This window comes from Dyella acidiphila (assembly GCF_014863405.1).
Taxonomy (GTDB): domain Bacteria; phylum Pseudomonadota; class Gammaproteobacteria; order Xanthomonadales; family Rhodanobacteraceae; genus Dyella_B; species Dyella_B acidiphila.
In genome coordinates this window covers 472,660-490,266 of the sequence record NZ_JACZZA010000001.1, presented here as the reverse complement: position 1 = coordinate 490,266, position 17,607 = coordinate 472,660, and the positions used below count along the sequence as shown (strand labels likewise).

At 62.1% G+C, this 17,607-nt stretch carries 14 protein-coding genes; 10 read left to right on the top strand and 4 right to left on the bottom strand.

Annotated elements, in window-relative coordinates; all coding sequences use genetic code 11:
- Window positions 1–38 precede the first annotated feature (38 nt).
- The 4 genes from IGX34_RS02330 to IGX34_RS02315 all read right to left on the bottom strand — a co-directional run bounded on the left by IGX34_RS02330 (window position 39) and on the right by IGX34_RS02315 (window position 4,959).
- Window positions 39–902, bottom strand: coding sequence for a class I SAM-dependent methyltransferase (locus tag IGX34_RS02330; protein ID WP_192554046.1), 864 nt, complete (start codon window positions 900–902; stop codon window positions 39–41).
- Between the two features lie 72 nt (window positions 903–974).
- Entirely contained in the window at window positions 975–2,171 is a 1,197-nt protein-coding gene (locus tag IGX34_RS02325) for an acyltransferase family protein (protein ID WP_192554045.1), read from the bottom strand.
- Window positions 2,168–3,484, bottom strand: a complete 1,317-nt coding sequence (locus IGX34_RS02320; RefSeq protein WP_192554044.1) for a glycosyltransferase — start codon at window positions 3,482–3,484, stop codon at window positions 2,168–2,170. The genes IGX34_RS02325 and IGX34_RS02320 overlap by 4 nt, the downstream gene beginning before the upstream one ends.
- A 17-nt stretch (window positions 3,485–3,501) precedes the next feature.
- Window positions 3,502–4,959 (bottom strand): glycosyltransferase, encoded by a 1,458-nt coding sequence (locus IGX34_RS02315; RefSeq protein WP_192554043.1) that lies wholly within the window; start codon window positions 4,957–4,959, stop codon window positions 3,502–3,504.
- A gap of 196 nt (window positions 4,960–5,155) precedes the next feature.
- Here IGX34_RS02315 and IGX34_RS02310 point away from each other — a divergent pair, with 196 nt between their 5' ends.
- The 10 genes from IGX34_RS02310 (at window position 5,156) to IGX34_RS02265 (ending at window position 17,605) form a co-directional block, all read left to right on the top strand.
- Window positions 5,156–6,328, top strand: a complete 1,173-nt coding sequence (locus tag IGX34_RS02310) for a trans-sulfuration enzyme family protein (protein WP_192554042.1) — start codon at window positions 5,156–5,158, stop codon at window positions 6,326–6,328.
- 8 nt (window positions 6,329–6,336) lie between these two features.
- Window positions 6,337–8,673, top strand: a complete 2,337-nt coding sequence (locus IGX34_RS02305) for a glycosyltransferase family 4 protein (RefSeq protein WP_192554041.1) — start codon at window positions 6,337–6,339, stop codon at window positions 8,671–8,673.
- Between the two features lie 443 nt (window positions 8,674–9,116).
- A complete protein-coding gene (gene gmd / locus IGX34_RS02300; protein ID WP_192554040.1) occupies window positions 9,117–10,151 on the top strand; it encodes a GDP-mannose 4,6-dehydratase in 1,035 nt (344 codons plus the stop codon).
- A gap of 1 nt (window position 10,152) precedes the next feature.
- A complete protein-coding gene (locus IGX34_RS02295) occupies window positions 10,153–11,058 on the top strand; it encodes an NAD-dependent epimerase/dehydratase family protein (protein ID WP_192554039.1) in 906 nt (301 codons plus the stop codon).
- Between the two features lie 303 nt (window positions 11,059–11,361).
- The gene (locus IGX34_RS02290) at window positions 11,362–12,711 is read left to right on the top strand and encodes a phosphohexomutase domain-containing protein (RefSeq protein WP_274380811.1); all 1,350 of its coding nucleotides are present in this window, start codon (window positions 11,362–11,364) and stop codon (window positions 12,709–12,711) included.
- Between the two features lie 106 nt (window positions 12,712–12,817).
- Entirely contained in the window at window positions 12,818–13,618 is an 801-nt protein-coding gene (locus IGX34_RS02285) for an ABC transporter permease (protein ID WP_192554037.1), read from the top strand.
- Between the two features lie 13 nt (window positions 13,619–13,631).
- Complete coding sequence (locus IGX34_RS02280; protein WP_192554036.1) at window positions 13,632–14,384, top strand: ABC transporter ATP-binding protein; 753 nt, start codon at window positions 13,632–13,634, stop codon at window positions 14,382–14,384.
- Window positions 14,377–15,753, top strand: a complete 1,377-nt coding sequence (locus tag IGX34_RS02275; RefSeq protein WP_192554035.1) for an FkbM family methyltransferase — start codon at window positions 14,377–14,379, stop codon at window positions 15,751–15,753. Before IGX34_RS02280 ends, IGX34_RS02275 begins: the two co-directional genes overlap by 8 nt.
- 109 nt (window positions 15,754–15,862) lie before the next feature.
- The gene (locus tag IGX34_RS02270; RefSeq protein ID WP_192554034.1) at window positions 15,863–16,495 is read left to right on the top strand and encodes a NeuD/PglB/VioB family sugar acetyltransferase; all 633 of its coding nucleotides are present in this window, start codon (window positions 15,863–15,865) and stop codon (window positions 16,493–16,495) included.
- A 9-nt stretch (window positions 16,496–16,504) separates the two neighbouring features.
- Window positions 16,505–17,605 carry a DegT/DnrJ/EryC1/StrS family aminotransferase gene (locus IGX34_RS02265; RefSeq protein ID WP_192554033.1) on the top strand — a complete coding sequence of 367 codons (1,101 nt, stop codon included), beginning with the start codon at window positions 16,505–16,507 and terminating at the stop codon, window positions 17,603–17,605.
- Window positions 17,606–17,607: the final 2 nt, after the last annotated feature.

Genomic DNA, 17,607 nt, shown 5'->3' with positions numbered 1-17,607 from the left:
AAGCATGTCACGGTGCCGCGTTGGCGGCGCCGTGGTGCTTACGGCTTGCGCGCGACCAGCACCTGGCTCTTGGGCATGAATGCATCGAGCTTGTGCTTGAGCTCCTTGCCCTCGTCCGTGGAAAGCAAGGCGCCCCACGCCTGGGTCCAGTGGTTGAGAACTGGATGATTGGGGCTGCCGAGATCCACTTTGCACGACCAGAACAGCGCCATCCAGATCGACCAGAAAAAGCCGTAATAGGCGCGGTCTTCCACCACCAGGCCGGCACGTTCGGCCATGGCGACAAATGCTTCGCGCTCGATGATGCGGATGTGGTTGGGCTTCTGGAAATAGACCGGTGGCGCAACGCGCTCCTGCAAGTGTTCCTGCAGGGCGTCGGGTGCGGTCAGCAGATAGCGCGCACCGGGCTTGCCGATCCGATACAGCTCGCGCATGACCTGGTAGGGATCGTCCACGTGCTCCAGCACTTCGGTGCATAGCACGCGCGTCGCGATGCCATCCGCCAGCGGCAAAGGATTGGCATCGCTGACATAGGCCTCGAAACCGCCGGGTGCATTGCCTTCCAGCCGCGTGCGGGTGTCGGCAATCACCTGCGGATCGATATCGATGGCGATTACCTTGGCGCCGCGCTTGGCGCAGAACAGGCCGCTGCCGCCGTTGCCGCAGCCGACATCGACGACCACGTCGTCGGCGCCGATCGGAATGCCTCGAAACACTTCGTTGGTGTCGTTCTGGTACCAGCCGCTGAGCACCGAGTCGAACAGACCCAGGTCGGCGGAGTTGGGTTGCGGCGCCGCGGGCTCTTCTGCAATCGGAGCGGGAGCAGGGCTTTCCGCGATGTCACGGGTACGACGCTGTACCGCCGGCAGATATCGCAAAAGCTTCCTGGTCAGGGTGGACATGCAGTAACTCCGGCTAGTACTTGGTGTTGATTGGCGCGCGCTGGCGGGCAAGGACGGTATGGCGACCCGGCATCAGGGCGTGCCCTCGGCCGAGACGGGGAGCACCAGGTCCGGCGGTGCAGTAGTGGCCTTAGCGCGATGCACGCCGCGACGGCTCAGGTAGCGATCGGCAACCGCCCGCCCGTGGCGGCGCAGCGGCTGCTCCAGGAAGCGGTAGTTCAAGTCGGCGAGCGCGAGCGTCAGTGCCACGCCCGTGGCGGCCCAAGCGAGGGCATGCAGCGGGGCAGTTACCGCCAGGTCGGCACGGAATGCCACTTCGCGCAGGAAGAAATACGCCGGTATGTGGATCAGGTAGATGGCATACGATCGATGGCCGATCCACGTAAGCAACTGCTTCAACCGTCCGGCCGGCAGCAGGTAATCCTTGTCGTAGGATGCCAACCAGACCAGCGCGGCCGAGATCGCGGCGATGGCGCTGATGCGCCACTGCAGATCCTGCAGCGCAGGCGCAGCCAGCATGGCCAGCAGCGTCAGCAATGCCATCGGCATGATGACGCGCAGCGCGCCCAGTCGCAGTAGGAATGCAGGCTCAGCCCTGGCGTAGGCGATGCTCGATTCCGCCATCGAAAGCAATACGCCCAGGGCGATCGCGTCGGTGCGCAGGGCCATCCACAACGGCGTGCGGAACAGCAAGAATTGCATGACGACCAGCGCAATCATCAGCAGATCGATTCGCCGCCGCAGGCACAGCACCAGCAGCGGCAGCAGCAGATAGAACTGTTCTTCCAGCGACAGGCTCCAATAGACGAAGCTCGTGCCATATTCGTAGCGGAAGAAGGCGTCGGCGAAGCGCAGGTTCGCCACGTTCAGTACCCCGGCCAGCGACGCCATCAGGTTGGCATGCAGGCTGCCGAACGCGCCGCTGCGGTTGGTCAGCACCGTGGCGCCCAGGATGATCGCAAGCCACAGCCACGCGGACGGCAGCAGGCGCCAGGCGCGGCGGATCCAGAACGCCATCACTACCGTCCATTGCTGCGGCAGGCGTTCGCCAGGGCTCCGCAACTGCGGCAGCAGACTTCTGCCGATGACATAGCCGGAAATGGCCAGGAACAGATCAACCCCGAACCAATAGCTGAAATGCTGCAGGAAGCCCTGCAGTTGGGGTAGCCCGGGATGAAACAAGTTGCCCTGCATATGATGGAAGGCCACGCCCAGCACGGCCACGGCACGCAGACATTCAATATCTGTGTTTTGCTGCTTCGCCTTCACAACTGGCTTGCCGCGCTCATGCTGAGCGCGGGCTGCGGCAGGCTCTGTTCCGGCGCGCATAGTTCGAGAAAGCGTTCCAGTCTTGGCTGCACCACGGCGATGGAGCAGTAGTTCTTAAGCGATCGCACGGCAGCCTCGCTCATGGCGGCGTAGACATCCGCCTCATGCTTGGCCACGTGATAACTCTTGCGATAGGCGTGCACCAGCGATTGGTGATGCACGCGCTGGCGCATGGTGCGCAAAGCCTGGCGCTGATCGTGCGGCCAGGCGCCGGGCTCCAGGCTCGAATCCACCACGAACGCGCATTCCTCGTTGATGTAGTCGCCCATCGAGGTGTGCCGGCAGGAGATCGCAGGGATACCGGCCGACATGTATTCCATCAATGGCAGGCACTGCCCCTCGCCGGTGGATACGCTCACCGCATAGGTGCTGTTGAGCAGCAGCGAGATGTATTCGTCGTCGTCCAGGTAGGCATGCACAAACAAGATGCGGCACCGCACCGGCCCCATCGTGTAGATGGCTTCCAGCATGTTGGGAATGATTGCCGCGGGATTGTGATGGGTCAGCTTGATCAGCAGCGTTGCATCGCGCGTGTCGCGGAAGGCCTCGCAGAAGGCGCAGATCATCTTGAGCCAGTTCTTGCGCGCATCGCCGGGATTGAAGATAGCCGTGTAGACAATCCCTTCCAGGTCGATCTGCTCATCGTAGGAGTGCGTATTCGCTGGCAACGGCAAGGTATCGGGTAACGCCGCTTGCAAGGTTTCCTTGCGATAGGCGTGCAGGTCCGTGCGCGTGCTGTCGATCACCAGCCCCTTGGCGCGCAGCACGCGCGGCGGCTGGCTGGCACGGCGCACGCTTTGCATCCGGTCCCAGAGCGGGGCGGGGATGCTTTCGATCAGGAAATCCTCGCCCATTTCGGCGCGGGTGCGCGCCACGGTGTAGCTGGAGTGGGTGAGGGCGGCACCGAGCCGCTTCAGCACGCGCCGCCAATCGTTCCTGGGCTTGCCGCAAAACGCTTCGTTCGGCAGCACTTCGAATTCCCAGGCAAACACCGGTACGGTGGGGCATTCGAGCGAGATGGGTGTCTTGCACGGCGGCAGGAAGCACAGGAATACGCAGGCTTCGCCGCGCGCCGCGCACTGCGCATAGATCGGGTCGACGTCGTTTTCGGGATCGGCGACCTCGATCACGGTGCCCAGCTGTTCCAGCAGCGGCCGGAATTCCTTGACCACGAACCGGTAGCTGTATTCCGGCTTGCCGAGCGACTTGGCCAGATCCTGTTCCGGCGTGCTGGTATGAATGATTAGTTTCATCGGCGCGATCAGCCCGGTCAGCTCGACGTTGCGGCCAGCATGCCCGCATCGCAGTCCTGCTCGAAAGCTGCAATGCGGAAGAATTCGCCGAGCGATGCCCTTACGACCTGGTGGCCGCAGTAATCCTGGATGACCTGCGAAGCCTGTGCCGCCATGTCGCGATAGCGATCGGGCTGGCAGTAGGCCACCTCGTAGCTCTGCCGAAATGCTTCCACCAGCGATCCCCAGTCAAGTTGGCAGTAGGTGGTGCGATTGATCTGATGATCGCCATGCGGCCACACCGTGGGAGTACCGGGATGACTTTTTAGGACGAATGCGATGTCCTCGTGGATGTAGTCGGCCATCGCCGTGTTGTCCGGAGCAATGGCCGGAATGCCGCGGTTGAGGAATTCCACCAGCGGCAGGCACAGTCCTTCGCACAGCGAGGCGTTGACGTAATAGGTGCTTACTTCGGCCAGCGCCTCGTAGTCGCGGTCCGACAAGTAGCCGTAAATTGCCACGACACGGCATTTGAGCGGCGACAGCTTGGTCAACATCATCAGCAGCTGATGATGGTTGTGCGTGAGGTCGGTGCCGGTCAGCTTCAGCAGCAGGGTGGCGTCTTCGTTGTCGCGGAATGCCCAGCAGAAGGCGGTGACCAGGTCTTCCCAATTCTTCCGGCCCGCCGACGGCGTGAGCACGCTGGTGTAGACGAGGCCGTGGAAGTCGAGGCGCACGTTGCTGCGTGGGGGGAGATCCCAGCAGCAGTCCACGGGCGGCGCATATCCGCTGTCGGCCGGTTCGGCTGGAAACTGCACCGGCAGGCCGGTCAACGGTGCATCCGGCGTGCGGATGTGCGGATAGTCGGGCAGCAGTTCCAGGTCGTGCGGACCCAGTGGCGTTTCGTCTTCGGTAGTTGGATCGATGATGCCGTCGGCGCTCAGTCCCATCAGGCGGCTGTCGACCACCACGGCATTGAAGCGCAACACCGCACCGCCGCCACGCAACGGGTCGCCGTCCGCGGCCAGCGCACTGGTAGCCCTGGGCAGCGGCGACGGAATGGCGGCGATCGGATAATTGCGGCCGAGGCTGCGGCGCACGGCTTCGGCAGTATGCGTCGACAGGCAGATGGCTCTGCCCGCGAGGCCGAGCGGCAGGCGCCAGTCGTGCCGGGGATCGTCCTGCCAGGATTCTTCTTCGAGCCGCTCCGGAATCTCCGGATATTCCCAGGCGAACACCGGCACGATCGGGCAGGCCAGGTCGAGAGTGGTCTTGTGCGGCGGGGCAAACGACAACAGCACGCAGGCTTCGCCTTGCGCCCGGTAACGCTGGTACAGGGCATCAACGTTTGAAATATTTGAAACTGGAATGACTTCTCCCAAGTCCTCCAGCACGGTCGCAAAGGCACGCAGCAAGAAGAAGTAACTGTAATCCGCTGTGCCTAGCTGTTCCCCGATATTGGTTTTATTTGAATTTGCGTACAGGAGAAATTTCATTGCTGTGCTGTCCCCCAGGCCGCCCGCAAGCGGCCGCCACCGCGTGCTTACTTCACTGCGATCCCGGTTCCCCCGTGCTTCCGGTGCACGCCGGTATCGCGCTGCTGGCTTCCTGCGGGCGTATTTTTCATTCAGGTGGGGGCGTAAGATGACAGGTTTTAGACATATCGTCACCCGGTCCAGGACACTAGTTAACATGGGTATAACGAAAAAGAATCGGCCGCACGGCTTGGGTACTCGTGCCATCCATGCCGGCCAGCACCCCGATCCCACTACGGGCGCGATCATGACGCCCATCTATGCGACGTCCACGTACGTGCAGGAAAGTCCCGGGCGCCACAAGGGCTACGAATACTCCCGCACGCAGAATCCTACACGCATGGCATATGAAGGCTGTGTCGCTGACCTGGAAGGCGGGGTGGCGGGATTTGCCTTCGGCTCCGGCCTCGCCGCCGCGGCGACGGTGCTCGACCTGCTCGACAGCGGCAGCCATGTGATCGCGATGGATGACTTGTACGGTGGCAGCTACCGCTTGTTCGAGCGTGTGCGCCGCCGTTCGGCCGGACTCGATTTCAGCTTCATCGATCTCAACGATGCCGATGCGCTGAAGGCTGCGCTCAAGCCCAATACGCGCATGATCTGGGCCGAGACGCCGACCAATCCCATGCTCAAGCTGGTCGACCTGGCCAAGGTGGCGCGCTTTGCCAAAAAGCATGGGCTGATCCTGGTGGTCGACAACACCTTCTGCTCGCCGATCCTGCAGCGCCCGCTGGAACACGGCGCCGATCTGGTGCTGCATTCGGCGACCAAGTATTTGAACGGGCACTCCGACATGGTGGGCGGCATCGTGGTGGCCGGCAGCAAGGAAATGGCCGAACAAATGGCTTTCCTGCAGAACTCGGTCGGCGCCATTGCCGGCCCGTTCGATGCGTTCCTGGCCATGCGCGGCCTGAAGACCCTGCACCTGCGCATGCGCGCGCATTGCGAAAGTGCGCTGGAACTGGCGCGCTGGCTGGACCGGCATCCGGCGGTGGAGCGCGTGATTTATCCGGGGCTGAAATCCCACCCGCAGCATGCGTTGGCGCGGCGCCAGATGGACGGTTTCGGCGGCATCATCAGTGCCGAGGTCAAGGGCGGCCTGAAAAAGGCCCGGCGCATGCTGGAGCGTTGCGAGCTGTTTGCACTGGCCGAATCGCTGGGCGGCGTCGAAAGCCTGATCGAGCATCCGGCGATCATGACCCACGCTTCCGTACCGGTCGCGAACCGCAAGCGGCTGGGCATCAGCGACGGTTTGATCCGCCTGTCGGTCGGTGTGGAGGATATTGCCGACTTGCGCGACGAGCTGGCGTTCGCCCTGGGCAATAGCTGATCTAGCCAATGGCTTCATCTCTGCGCCATTCGCGCATACGCCTTGCTGTATCGCGGCTGCTGGCGATGACCAAGGAAACGCTGCGCACCGCCTCCGTATCCGTGGGGCGGTACGCGCTGCAGCAGCCTGCAGTGAGAGGTGTGACAGGCCGCTTGCTGGACCTGCATCCCGGCCTGAAGCGGCGGATGATCGCGCTGGTGTCGGGAGTGTCGCTCAGCGAAGTCACGCCGACCGCCACGATGATCCATCTGGCGTCGTTGCGGAGCAGCGACGGTTTATCGCGCACGGCAAGCGAAGCGTTTCGCTTGTTGAAACAGCGCGCAGGCACTGGCGGCGAGGTTGCACAAGCGCCGCCGTACACAGTGAACGCGCTGGCGGCCGAGTCCATGTCGGCCGCTACGCCGCGCTTGCGTCTGGCCTTGATTACTTCGCTGGCCGCGGCTGACGCCCAGGCCGCCACAGGCATGGAGCTGCTATCGCTGCTGGCCGACAGCTACGACGTCGATCTGATCAGCGACGACAGTGAGCCAGTCGGTAACCTGGCAGTGCGGCGGCTCGATATCGAGTCCTTTCGCGCATGTGCGGCAGACTACGATCGCGTGGTCTACCACGTAGCTGATGCCACCTTGTACCTGCGCATGTTGGCCTTGCTGGAAGAGATTCCAGGGCTTGTCGTGCTGGAGCGATGCCATTGGGGGGATGTTCTTCGTCAGCTGGAATCCAGCGGCGAGCATCCACGGATCTGGTGGCGCGCGCTCTACGAATCGCACGGCTATCCGGCCTTGATCGAGCGCCAGCGCGCCGAAAACGAGCGCGACGTGGCCGCGAAATATCCTTGCAGCTGGCGGATCCTCGCCGACGCAGAAGGGGTGGTAGTCCATGCTCATGCGGACAAGGACCTGATTGCCGATTGGTACGGTCCGCAGCTTGCCTCTCGCGTGCAGGTGGTGGCGCTGCAGCGGCAAGAAAGTCGCGGCACTGAAGTGCTGCACGATACGAAGCAGGTCGCCCTTGCCTATGCACAAGCCATAGAAAGCCTGGTGCGTTCCAGCCCGAGGCGGCAGCTGGCGGCGCAAGTGCTGGGTGCGAACAGCGTGCCGCCAGACGAAGCGCATTGGTTGCAAACGGCGCGGGCACTGGCTGAAAAGTATCCCCTGGGCGGCGAGCAGACCCAATTGCTGGTGGATGTTTCCACCTTGTCCGGCACCGATGCAAAAAGCGGCGTGCAGCGGGTGGTGCGCAATGTGTTGGCGCAGTTGCTGGACGCAGCACCCGATGTTTTGCGCGTGGAGCCGGTGTATGCGGATCCGGCCGGCAACGGTTATCGGTATGCGCGGCAATTTGCGACAGAGTTTCTTGGTTTCGAGCAGGCCCCCGGCGTGGATGCCGAAGTGGACATGTCGGCGGGGGATATCTTCCTTGGCCTGGACCTTTGCGCGCATATCGTGCCGGCGCGGCTGGACTATTTCCGGGCCTTGCGCGAACGCGGCGTATCGATCCAGTTCGTGCTCTACGATCTGCTTCCGGCCTTGTATCCGGATTGGTTTCCGCCCGGGCTGGCGCCGGACATGCAGCGCTGGTATCGGGCGATCGCCGAGGTTTCCGATCGCATCATCGCCATCTCCAGGGCAGTTGCCGTGGAATACCGCGACTGGCTCGAGGCGACGCGGCCGGCCAGGGCGGGTTCGTTGCAGATCGGCTATTTCCACCTGGGCGCCGACCTCGACGCCGGCATGGCGATGGGCGGCACCGATGCCGCCGTTGCGCGCAGCCTGGCGGCGATCGCCGGGCGGCCGCTGGTGTTGATGGTGGGAACGGTCGAGCCGCGCAAAGGCCACGAGGTGGCGCTGAGGGCATTCGAGCAACTGTGGTCGAACGGCTCGGAGGCGGTGCTGGTGGTGGTCGGCAAGCGCGGCTGGCGCGTGGATGCCCTGGCCGGCCGGCTGGCCGGGCATGCCGAGCAGGGGCGCCGGCTGTATTGGTTCCAGGGCATCAGCGATGCCGGGCTGGAGCTTGTTTACCGGGATGCCGCGCTATTGCTGGCGACCTCGTTCGGCGAGGGCTTCGGCTTGCCCTTGATCGAGGCGGCACATCGCGGCGTGCCGCTGTTGGTAAGGGATATCCCGGTATTCAGAGAGGTGGCTGGCGACGGCGCGCTGTATTTCCAGGACGACAGCCCCGCCGCGTTGGCCGACAGCATTGCCGTGGCGTTGGCGGCCCGGGAGCGCGGCGAGCTGCCGTCGCCTGGGCGGGTGCTGACCCTCACCTGGGCGCAAAGTGCGCAGGCGCTGGGCGAGGCGCTGGCCGGCCGGCACGATCTGCATAGCTGGAATATGCCTGGGTAGATTGCCGGCCTGGCAAACATATCCACCCTGAAAAGTAAAGGGAATATGCCCGATCGGTGCTGTGCGGCGGCTTCCGGCGGCGGTGGTAGCGATTGATTCAGGGGTCGCTCTTGCGTCTTAGGGCCGACCGTTACACCCTACACACTTTCGGGGTGGCGCCAGCCGCGATATGGGGACTTGCGTGACGCCGGATATAGCTATCGTCCGACTGAACCCGGCTGTGATGGGTGATCGGCCATGGGCAAGATCGCCCCAGGCCGTGCGATGGGCAACGGCATGGATGAGCCCGTCGGCAGGGGCACAGAACCGGGTCATCCGGTGCCAGGCCGGTGCGCAAGACACCGCCATCAGCCGGTCGCACAGCCGGCACCGCATCGAGCCAGGGCCTGGCTCGGCTTCGAATAACAACATCCTTTTAGCTACTCATGGTTGAGATGTACTAAATGAAAACTGCTCTAATTACAGGCATTTCGGGCCAAGATGGCGCCTATCTCGCACAGCTCCTGCTCGACAAGGGTTACCGGGTCTACGGCACCTATCGCCGCACCAGCTCGGTCAACTTCTGGCGCATCGAAGAGCTAGGCATCGACAAGCATCCGGATCTGCATCTTGTCGAATACGATCTGACCGACCTGGGTTCGAGCATCCGCCTGCTGGAGGCCACGGAGGCGCAGGAGGTCTACAACCTCGCCGCGCAGAGCTTCGTCGGCGTGTCTTTCGACCAGCCCATCACCACCGGCCATATCACCGGCATCGGCGCGGTGCACATGCTGGAAGCGATCCGCACCATCAACAAGAAAATCCGCTTCTACCAGGCCTCGACGTCGGAGATGTTCGGCAAGGTGCAGGCGGTGCCGCAGTCCGAATCCACGCCGTTCTACCCGCGCAGCCCCTACGGTGTCGCCAAGCTCTACGCGCACTGGATGACGGTCAACTATCGCGAGTCGTACGACATTTTTGGCGCCAGCGGCATCCTGTTCAATCACGAGTCGCCGCTGCGCGGACGCGAATTCGTCACGCGCAAGATCACCGACTCGGTGGCCAAGATCCAGCTCGGCAAACTCGATGTGCTGGAGCTGGGCAATCTGGACGCCAAGCGCGACTGGGGTTTTGCCAAGGAATACGTGGAAGGCATGTGGCGCATGCTGCAGGTGGATGAGCCCGATACCTACGTGCTTGCCACCGGCCGTACCGAAACGGTGCGCGATTTCGTCAGCATGGCCTTCAAGGCGATCGGCATCGATCTGTCGTGGAAGGGCTCCGGCGACAAGGAACAGGGTTTCGATGCGGCCAGCGGCCGTGAGCTCGTGCGTGTGAATCCCCGCTTCCACCGTCCGGCCGAAGTCGACTTGCTGATCGGCGATGCGGGCAAGGCACAGCAAAAGCTGGGCTGGCGCGCCGAAATGAGCCTGGAAGAGCTGTGTCAGACGATGGTGGCCGCCGACCTCCAGCGCAACGAGCGTGGAGCGTCGTTCTAAGATGCCGCGGCCGCGCGCGTTGATCACTGGTGCGAACGGATTCACGGGAAGATACGTCGTTTCGGAACTGGAGGCTGCTGGCTATCAGGTCATCGGCCTCTCGCACGGAAACGGGCAGGGTGGACGCGAAGATGTGCAGGCCGACGTGCTCGACCGTCAGGCGCTGCGCGACGCCGTCGCCTCGATCAGTCCGGACGTTGTGCTGCACCTGGCCGGCATTTCATTTGTCGCGCATGGCGACGTGGATGAGATCTACCGGGTGAATGTGACGGGGACGCGCAACCTGCTGGAGGCGCTCGCCGCGCTGGCTACGCCGCCGTCGATGGTCGTGCTGGCCAGCAGCGCCAACGTCTACGGCAACGCCACCGTCGAGCCGGTTACCGAAGACACGCTTCCCGCACCGACCAACGATTACGCAGTGAGCAAGCTAGCCATGGAGTACATGGCCAGCCTGTGGCGGTCCCAGCTGCCTATCGTGATCACCCGTCCGTTCAATTACACCGGTGTGGGGCAGCCGGCCCAGTTCCTGCTGCCGAAAATCGTCGCGCATTTTCGCCGCGCGGAGTCTTCGATCGAGCTCGGCAACACCAATGTGTTCAGGGACTTTGCCGATGTCCGCGATGTCGCCCGGGTATACCGCAAATTGGTGGAGACCCGGCCGATCGGTTCGGTGCTCAACATATGCAGCGGCGTGGGCCACACGCTGGACGAAATCCTCGAGACGATGGCGGTCATTGCGGGCTATCGCATCGACGTCAAAGTAAACCCCGCCTTCGTCCGCAAGGACGATGTGCGGCGCCTGGTGGGATCCAATCGCGCGCTGATGGACGCGATCGGATTCGTGCCGAGCATTCCCCTGAGCGATACCTTGTCGTGGATGTACGAGGGCGATCGCGCTTCGGCGTAAAAGAAGCTCGGCGGCTAAAGATGGAGCGGGGGCTGGAGCGCTCGGCAGCAGTGCCATGAGCTTCATCCTTGGCTGCCCGCAGGCTTGCCCCGGCCTTGCGCTGAGCAGATCCTGGCTTTGCAGTGCGGTAGCGAGGCTTGAACCGGGTGCTTTTCCGGCCCGTTAGAACTTGCGGTGCACGGAGGGCCGTCCTGGCTGCCTATTCCTGCTGAGGCCGTCCATGCACCTATATAATCGGAGGGTCCAGGGCTGGATATTCTCCCGAATAGAAGCCCTCGGCAGTACTTCCATGGAGAGAGCACTCTGATGCTTAAGTGTTTCAAGGCATACGACATCCGCGGCCGGATTCCCGACGAGCTCAATGAAGATCTGGCTTACCGGATCGGTTGTGCCTACGGGGAAGTGATCGGTGCGCGCACGGTCGTGGTCGGCTATGACGTCCGCCGCGACAGTCCGGCTTTGGCCGCGGCGGTTACCCGCGGGCTCAACGATGTCGGTGCAAGTGTTATCGATATCGGACTATGCGGTACCGAAGAAGTGTATTTTCAGACCGCTCACCGCGGCGTGGATGGCGGCATCATGGTCACGGCCAGCCACAATCCGATGGATTACAACGGCATGAAGCTGGTTCGCGCAGGCGCGAAGCCGATCAGCGGCGACAGCGGCCTGAACGATATCCAGGAGCGGGTGGAAGCCGGCCATTTCGACAAAGTTTCCGCGCATGGCGGTAACCAGCTGGACGCCGACAAGTCCGCCTATATCCAGCATCTGTTGAGCTATATCGACCCGGCATCGCTGCGGCCCTTGAAGATCGTCGTCAATGCCGGCAACGGCGGCGCCGGCCTGGTGATCGAGGAGCTGGCGCGCCACCTGCCGTTCGAATTCGTGCGCGTGCATTGCGAACCTGACGGGAGCTTCCCGAACGGCATTCCCAATCCGCTGCTGCCGGAAAACCGCGCAGCCACGGCAGATGCCGTGCGCACCCATCAAGCCGATCTGGGCATTGCATGGGATGGCGATTTCGACCGCTGCTTTTTCTTCGACGCCAGCGGACGTTTTATCGAGGGTTACTACCTGGTCGGCCTGCTGGCCGCCCAGCTGGTCGAAAAGCAGCCCGGTGCGAAGGTTATCCACGACCCGCGACTCACCTGGAATACCGTCGAGATGGTGCAGCAAGCCGGCGGCGTGCCGGTGATGAGCAAGACCGGGCATGCGTTCATCAAAGAGCGCATGCGCGCTGAAGACGCCGTCTATGGCGGGGAAATGAGCGCCCACCATTACTTCCGTGATTTTGCCTATTGCGATTCGGGGATGATTCCCTGGCTGTTGATCGCCGAGCGCATCAGCCGCACAGGCGTTTCCCTGGCCGAGATGGTCGAGGCGCGCATGCAGGCTTATCCGTGCAGCGGCGAGATCAATTTCCGCGTCGAGGACACGCGCGCGACGATCGAGCGCGTTGTGCAGCATTTCGTGAACGACGCACTCGCCGTGGACAAGACGGACGGGGTCAGCATGGAATTCGCCGATTGGCGCTTCAACCTGCGCGGCTCGAATACCGAACCCTTGCTGCGCCTCAACGTCGAGTCGCGGGCGGATCAGGCTCTGATGGAGGCGCGTACCGCGCATCTGAGGGATTTGATTCTGGATCAATAAGCGGTCTGTTTCGCATGCGCATAAGGCGCATGCGAAGTTTGCACCGAGGCGTTCGTGCCTCGGCGCTCAATTGAAGAACAGCTTTCTAAAGAATTGGTTGGTATCGATGCAAAAGCAAATAGTGGCGACTGCGGTCGGAGACATCGTAGCGGCAGTACGCCGTATTCATCTCGTCGGCATGCTCGGCTGGCAGGACGTGCGCCAGCGGTATCGCCGCTCGGTGCTCGGGCCGTTCTGGCTGACGATCAGCATGGGCGTGATGATCGGCACGATCGGTCTGGTATTCGGACAGATCTTCAAGTCGCCGTTGACCGAGTTTCTGCCGTTCCTCGCGGCCGGCATGATCTTGTGGGCCTTCATGTCCAGCATCGTGCTGGAGGGTTGCGACTGCTTCATTGCGGCCGACAGCATCATCAAGCAGCTACCGATTCCCCTGTTCGTACACGTATTGCGCATGGTGTGGCGAAACACCTTGATCCTCGCGCACAACATCGTGATTTTCCCGCTGGTGCTGCTGGCCGTCGGCCGTCCGATCGGTTGGTTGGCCTTGCTGGCCATTCCGGGGTTCCTGCTGGCCGTGGCCAATCTGACCTGGGTGGCGCTGCTGCTCGGTGTCTTGTGCTCGCGCTACCGGGATTTGTCGCAGATCGTCGCCAGCCTGCTGCAGGTGCTGTTCTACCTGACGCCCATCATGTGGATGCCGTCGAGCATTTCCCGGCACGCCGGTTCCTATCTGCTCGACCTGAATCCGCTCTATCACCTGCTGTCGATCGTGCGTACGCCGCTGCTGAACCAGTTGCCCTCACAAGCCGACTGGGGTGTGTCGCTGGGCCTGTGCGTGGTGGGCTGGATCGCGGCGCTGGCCTTGTACGGGCGCTACAAGCGCCGCGTGGCCTACTGGCTGTAAGCGGAGCTGAAGCATGGCAATCGTAGAATTTCATGACGTCAGCGTTGATTTTCCCATCTACAACGCCAGCGGCCGCTCGTTGAAGAAGAGCTTGATGCGTGCGGCGACGGGTGGGCAGTTGGGTGCCGACGAGCAAGGCCGCGTGGTCGTACGCGCGCTGGAAAATCTGACTTTCACCTTCCGTAACGGCGATCGCGTCGGTCTGGTCGGCCACAACGGCGCGGGCAAGAGCACCTTGCTCCGGCTGCTCAGCGGCGTCTATGAGCCGTCGACCGGGCAGGCGAAAATCGAAGGTGAGGTAGGTTCGCTGCTGGATATTTCCCTGGGCATCAATGGCGAGGCTACGGGGCGCGAAAATATCTATCTGCGCGGTGGCTTGCTCGGCCTCAAGCGTGGTGAGGTGACGCGGCGCCTGGACGAGATCATTGCGTTTGCCGAACTCGGCGACTTTATCGACATGCCGGTGAGAACGTATTCCACCGGTATGCATCTGCGCCTGGCGTTCTCCGTGTCCACGATATTGCGGCCGGAAATCCTGCTTATGGACGAGTGGCTGTCGGTGGGCGACGAGAACTTCAAGCACAAGGCCGAGACGCGGATGTCGGAGATCGTCCAGTCGACGCATATCCTGGTGCTCGCCAGCCATTCGCGCACGCTGATCGAAAATACCTGCAATCGGGTTATCTGGCTTGAACACGGCCAGGTCCGCATGGACGGACCGCCCAAAGAAACGCTTGGTGCCTATTTCGGTGGAGCGCATGAATAAAGAGCATCGCACGGGAGTCGACCTCAAGGCCGTGTTCGCGCCGCGAGCCGAGGAGCGACGCGTACCCGAGCAGCCAGCGCAGGGCCTTGAAGACGGCGTTGCGCAAGCGGCCAGCCAGCCGCCCGAAAGCGATGCGCATGCAGGAGCGGGCCGTGCAGGTTCGAGCTTCAGGCAGGCGGTGAAATCAGTCCTGCGCAAGATCGCGGTGGTTGTGTACAGGTTATGCCGGCCGTTTGTTCGGCCGGTGGCACACAGGGTGCGCGCGTTTTTCGTCGATGGCCTTCGCGTGCAGTACTTCGATGGCCAGTCTGTGCGGCTGGCGGCGCTGGAAAAGAGAATGACCGACCTGACCTGGGGACTGGATGTTCTCAGGATCGAATTGTCGGAAGCACAGCGCGAACAATCGAAGTATGCGCTGGAGCTGTTGCAGGAACTGCAATTTACGAAGGATTTTCTGGAAAGAAATATCCGCCGCGCCATCAACGAAGAGGCGCGTTTGCCGACGGCGCAGCTGGCGCAATTGGCCGAGCAATTGCAGCGACTGGAAACGCTTGCCAATGTCTCGGCGCGTCGATTTGCGGTGAACTGCGGCGGTGGCGACGTACTCGTAAAAACCGAGGCCGGCTATATCATGTGCCAGGGCGCCAAGGATCCGGCGGTACTTACTGCACTGATCGACATGGGCGATCTGGAGCGAGGCACCAGGCTGCTGATCCAGCGCCTGCTCAAGCCCGGCGACATCTTTGTCGATGTAGGCGCCAATATAGGCGTCCATACGATTGCCGCAGCCCGGAGCATGCAGGGCAAGGGCAAGATTATTGCCTTTGAACCTTTTCCCGACAGCGCTCGCCTATTGAGCAAATCGGCGCTGCTTAACGGATTTGCGGACACGATTGAAATTCACCAGGCCGCTGTCTCCACGCAGTCCGGTTCCCGGGCGCTCTATTTGGGGCGCGTGAGCGGTCACCATTCCTTGTTCAAGCACATCATCGGATCCGGTGAGGATCAGAGCAGCGTCGAGGTTCCTCTGGTCAAAGTCGACGATGTTGTGGGCAATCGCGGCAAGGTGGCACTGATCAAGATCGATGTAGAGGGCGCGGAGCTGGAGGTGCTGGCTACCGCCACGCAAACCATCCAGAACAATCCGGATATCGCCTTGATCGTTGAATTTGGCCCCTCCCATTTGCAGGCGGTGGGACATAACGCATCCGACTGGATCGCCGCTTTTATGGCGTTGGGCTTCGCCTGGCGGGTGGTCAACGATGTGACGGGCGTGCTGGAGCAGTGCTCGCTGGAAGAGCTTCAGCTGGTTTACTCCACGAATCTCCTGTTTGCACGCGCGAACTCACGTCATTTTCTGGATCAGTAGTCGCAGGGTTTGATTACGCAAGGGTTGCCTCGGGAATGGCGAGTGATGGTGAGCGCCGAGGATGTGAAGGCACAGGGCGACAGAACACCTCGGAGCTGGGGAGCAAGATATGGATAAGGGCGTCGTAGTGCTGGGAGCAGGAGGACACGCAAAAGTCTGTGTCGAGCTGCTGTTGTCGATGGGGCGAGAGGTGGCCTATTGCATCGGGAATGATGCGTCTGACGTGTCGACCTGTGCAGGCATACCGATCATCATCGGCGACGAACAGCTGGTGCAGCTGCGCGATCAGGGATACGAAGAGGTATTCATCGCCATCGGCTCCAATGCGCTGCGCATGCGTCTGGCTGCCAAGGCCACGGGCCTGGGCTATCGCCTGGTGAATGCGATCAGCCCCCGCGCCGAAATTTCGCGCAGCGCGAAACTAGGCAACGGCATTGCCGTCATGGCCGGAGCGGTGATCAACGCCGAAGCGGTCATCGAAGATTTGGCGATTATCAATACCGGCGCGACGATCGATCACGATTGCCGAATCGGGCAGGCTGTTCATATCGCGCCGCAGTCTGCATTGGCCGGCAACGTAAGCGTTGGTGCAGGCAGTTTTCTCGGCATCGGTAGCAAAGTTATTCCCGAAGTGTCAATTGGTGGCGGTGTTACAGTTGGAGCAGGCGGCGTCGTAATTTCCGATATTCCCGCGCGCAGCACTGCAGTAGGCGTGCCGGCGAAAGTCATTAAGACTGTGTGAAGGAACAGCATGAAACGTATTTCAGTGGCGCAACCCAAGCTTGCCGGCAATGAGCGTAACTATGTGCTCGATTGCCTGGATACCAACTGGATATCCTCCAACGGCAAATACATTACCGCCTTCGAGCAGAAATTCGCCGAATTCTGCGGCGTGCGACACGCGATTGCCGCCAACAACGGCACTACCGCGCTGCATCTGGCGCTGGTGGCGATGGGCTTGCAGCCCGATGACGAAGTGATCGTGCCGACGGTAACCTACATTGCAACGGCCAACGCAGTGCGCTACTGCTTTGCCAAGCCGGTGCTCGTCGACGTATGCGCCGATACGATGAATATCGATCCTGCTGCGATTGAAGCGAAGATCACGCCCAAGACGCGCGGAATCATTCCGGTCCATCTATACGGCCATCCGGCCGATATGGACGCGATAAACGAGATTGCCGCCCGTCACGGCTTGTGGGTGCTGGAGGACGCCGCCGAAGCGCACGGTGCGGAAGTTCGCGGCCGGCGTGTCGGCGGCTTGGGAACCTGCGCCACTTTCAGTTTCTTCGGCAACAAGATCGTGACCACCGGCGAAGGCGGCATGATCACGACCAACGACGACGAGCTGGCGGCCAAGCTGCGCCTGTTCCGCGGCCAGGGCATGGACCCGCAGCGCCGCTACTGGTTCCCGGTGATCGGCTACAACTACCGCATGACCAACATCCAGGCGGCGATTGGCCTCGCGCAGATGGAAAACGTCGATAACGCGCTGGCGGAGCGCGAGCGCCTGGCCGGCTGGTACAACGAAGCCCTTGCGGGCCTCGAGGGCAAGATCGTATTGCCGGTGAAGAAGGACTGGGCCAAGGAAGTCTATTGGATGTACAACATCTTCCTGCGCGAAGGCGACGGCGAGCGGCGCGATGCGGTCATGAGGCATCTCGACGAGCAGGGCATCGAAACGCGCCCGGTGTTTTATCCGATGCACGTCATGCCTCCTTATCTTGAACCGAGCACTTACCCGGTCGCCGACGAGTGGTCGCAGCGTGGCATCAATTTGCCGACGCACCAGGATCTGACTCGCGAAGACGTCAACCGAATTGCCGACAGCCTCGCCGCTGCGCTCGCCTGAAT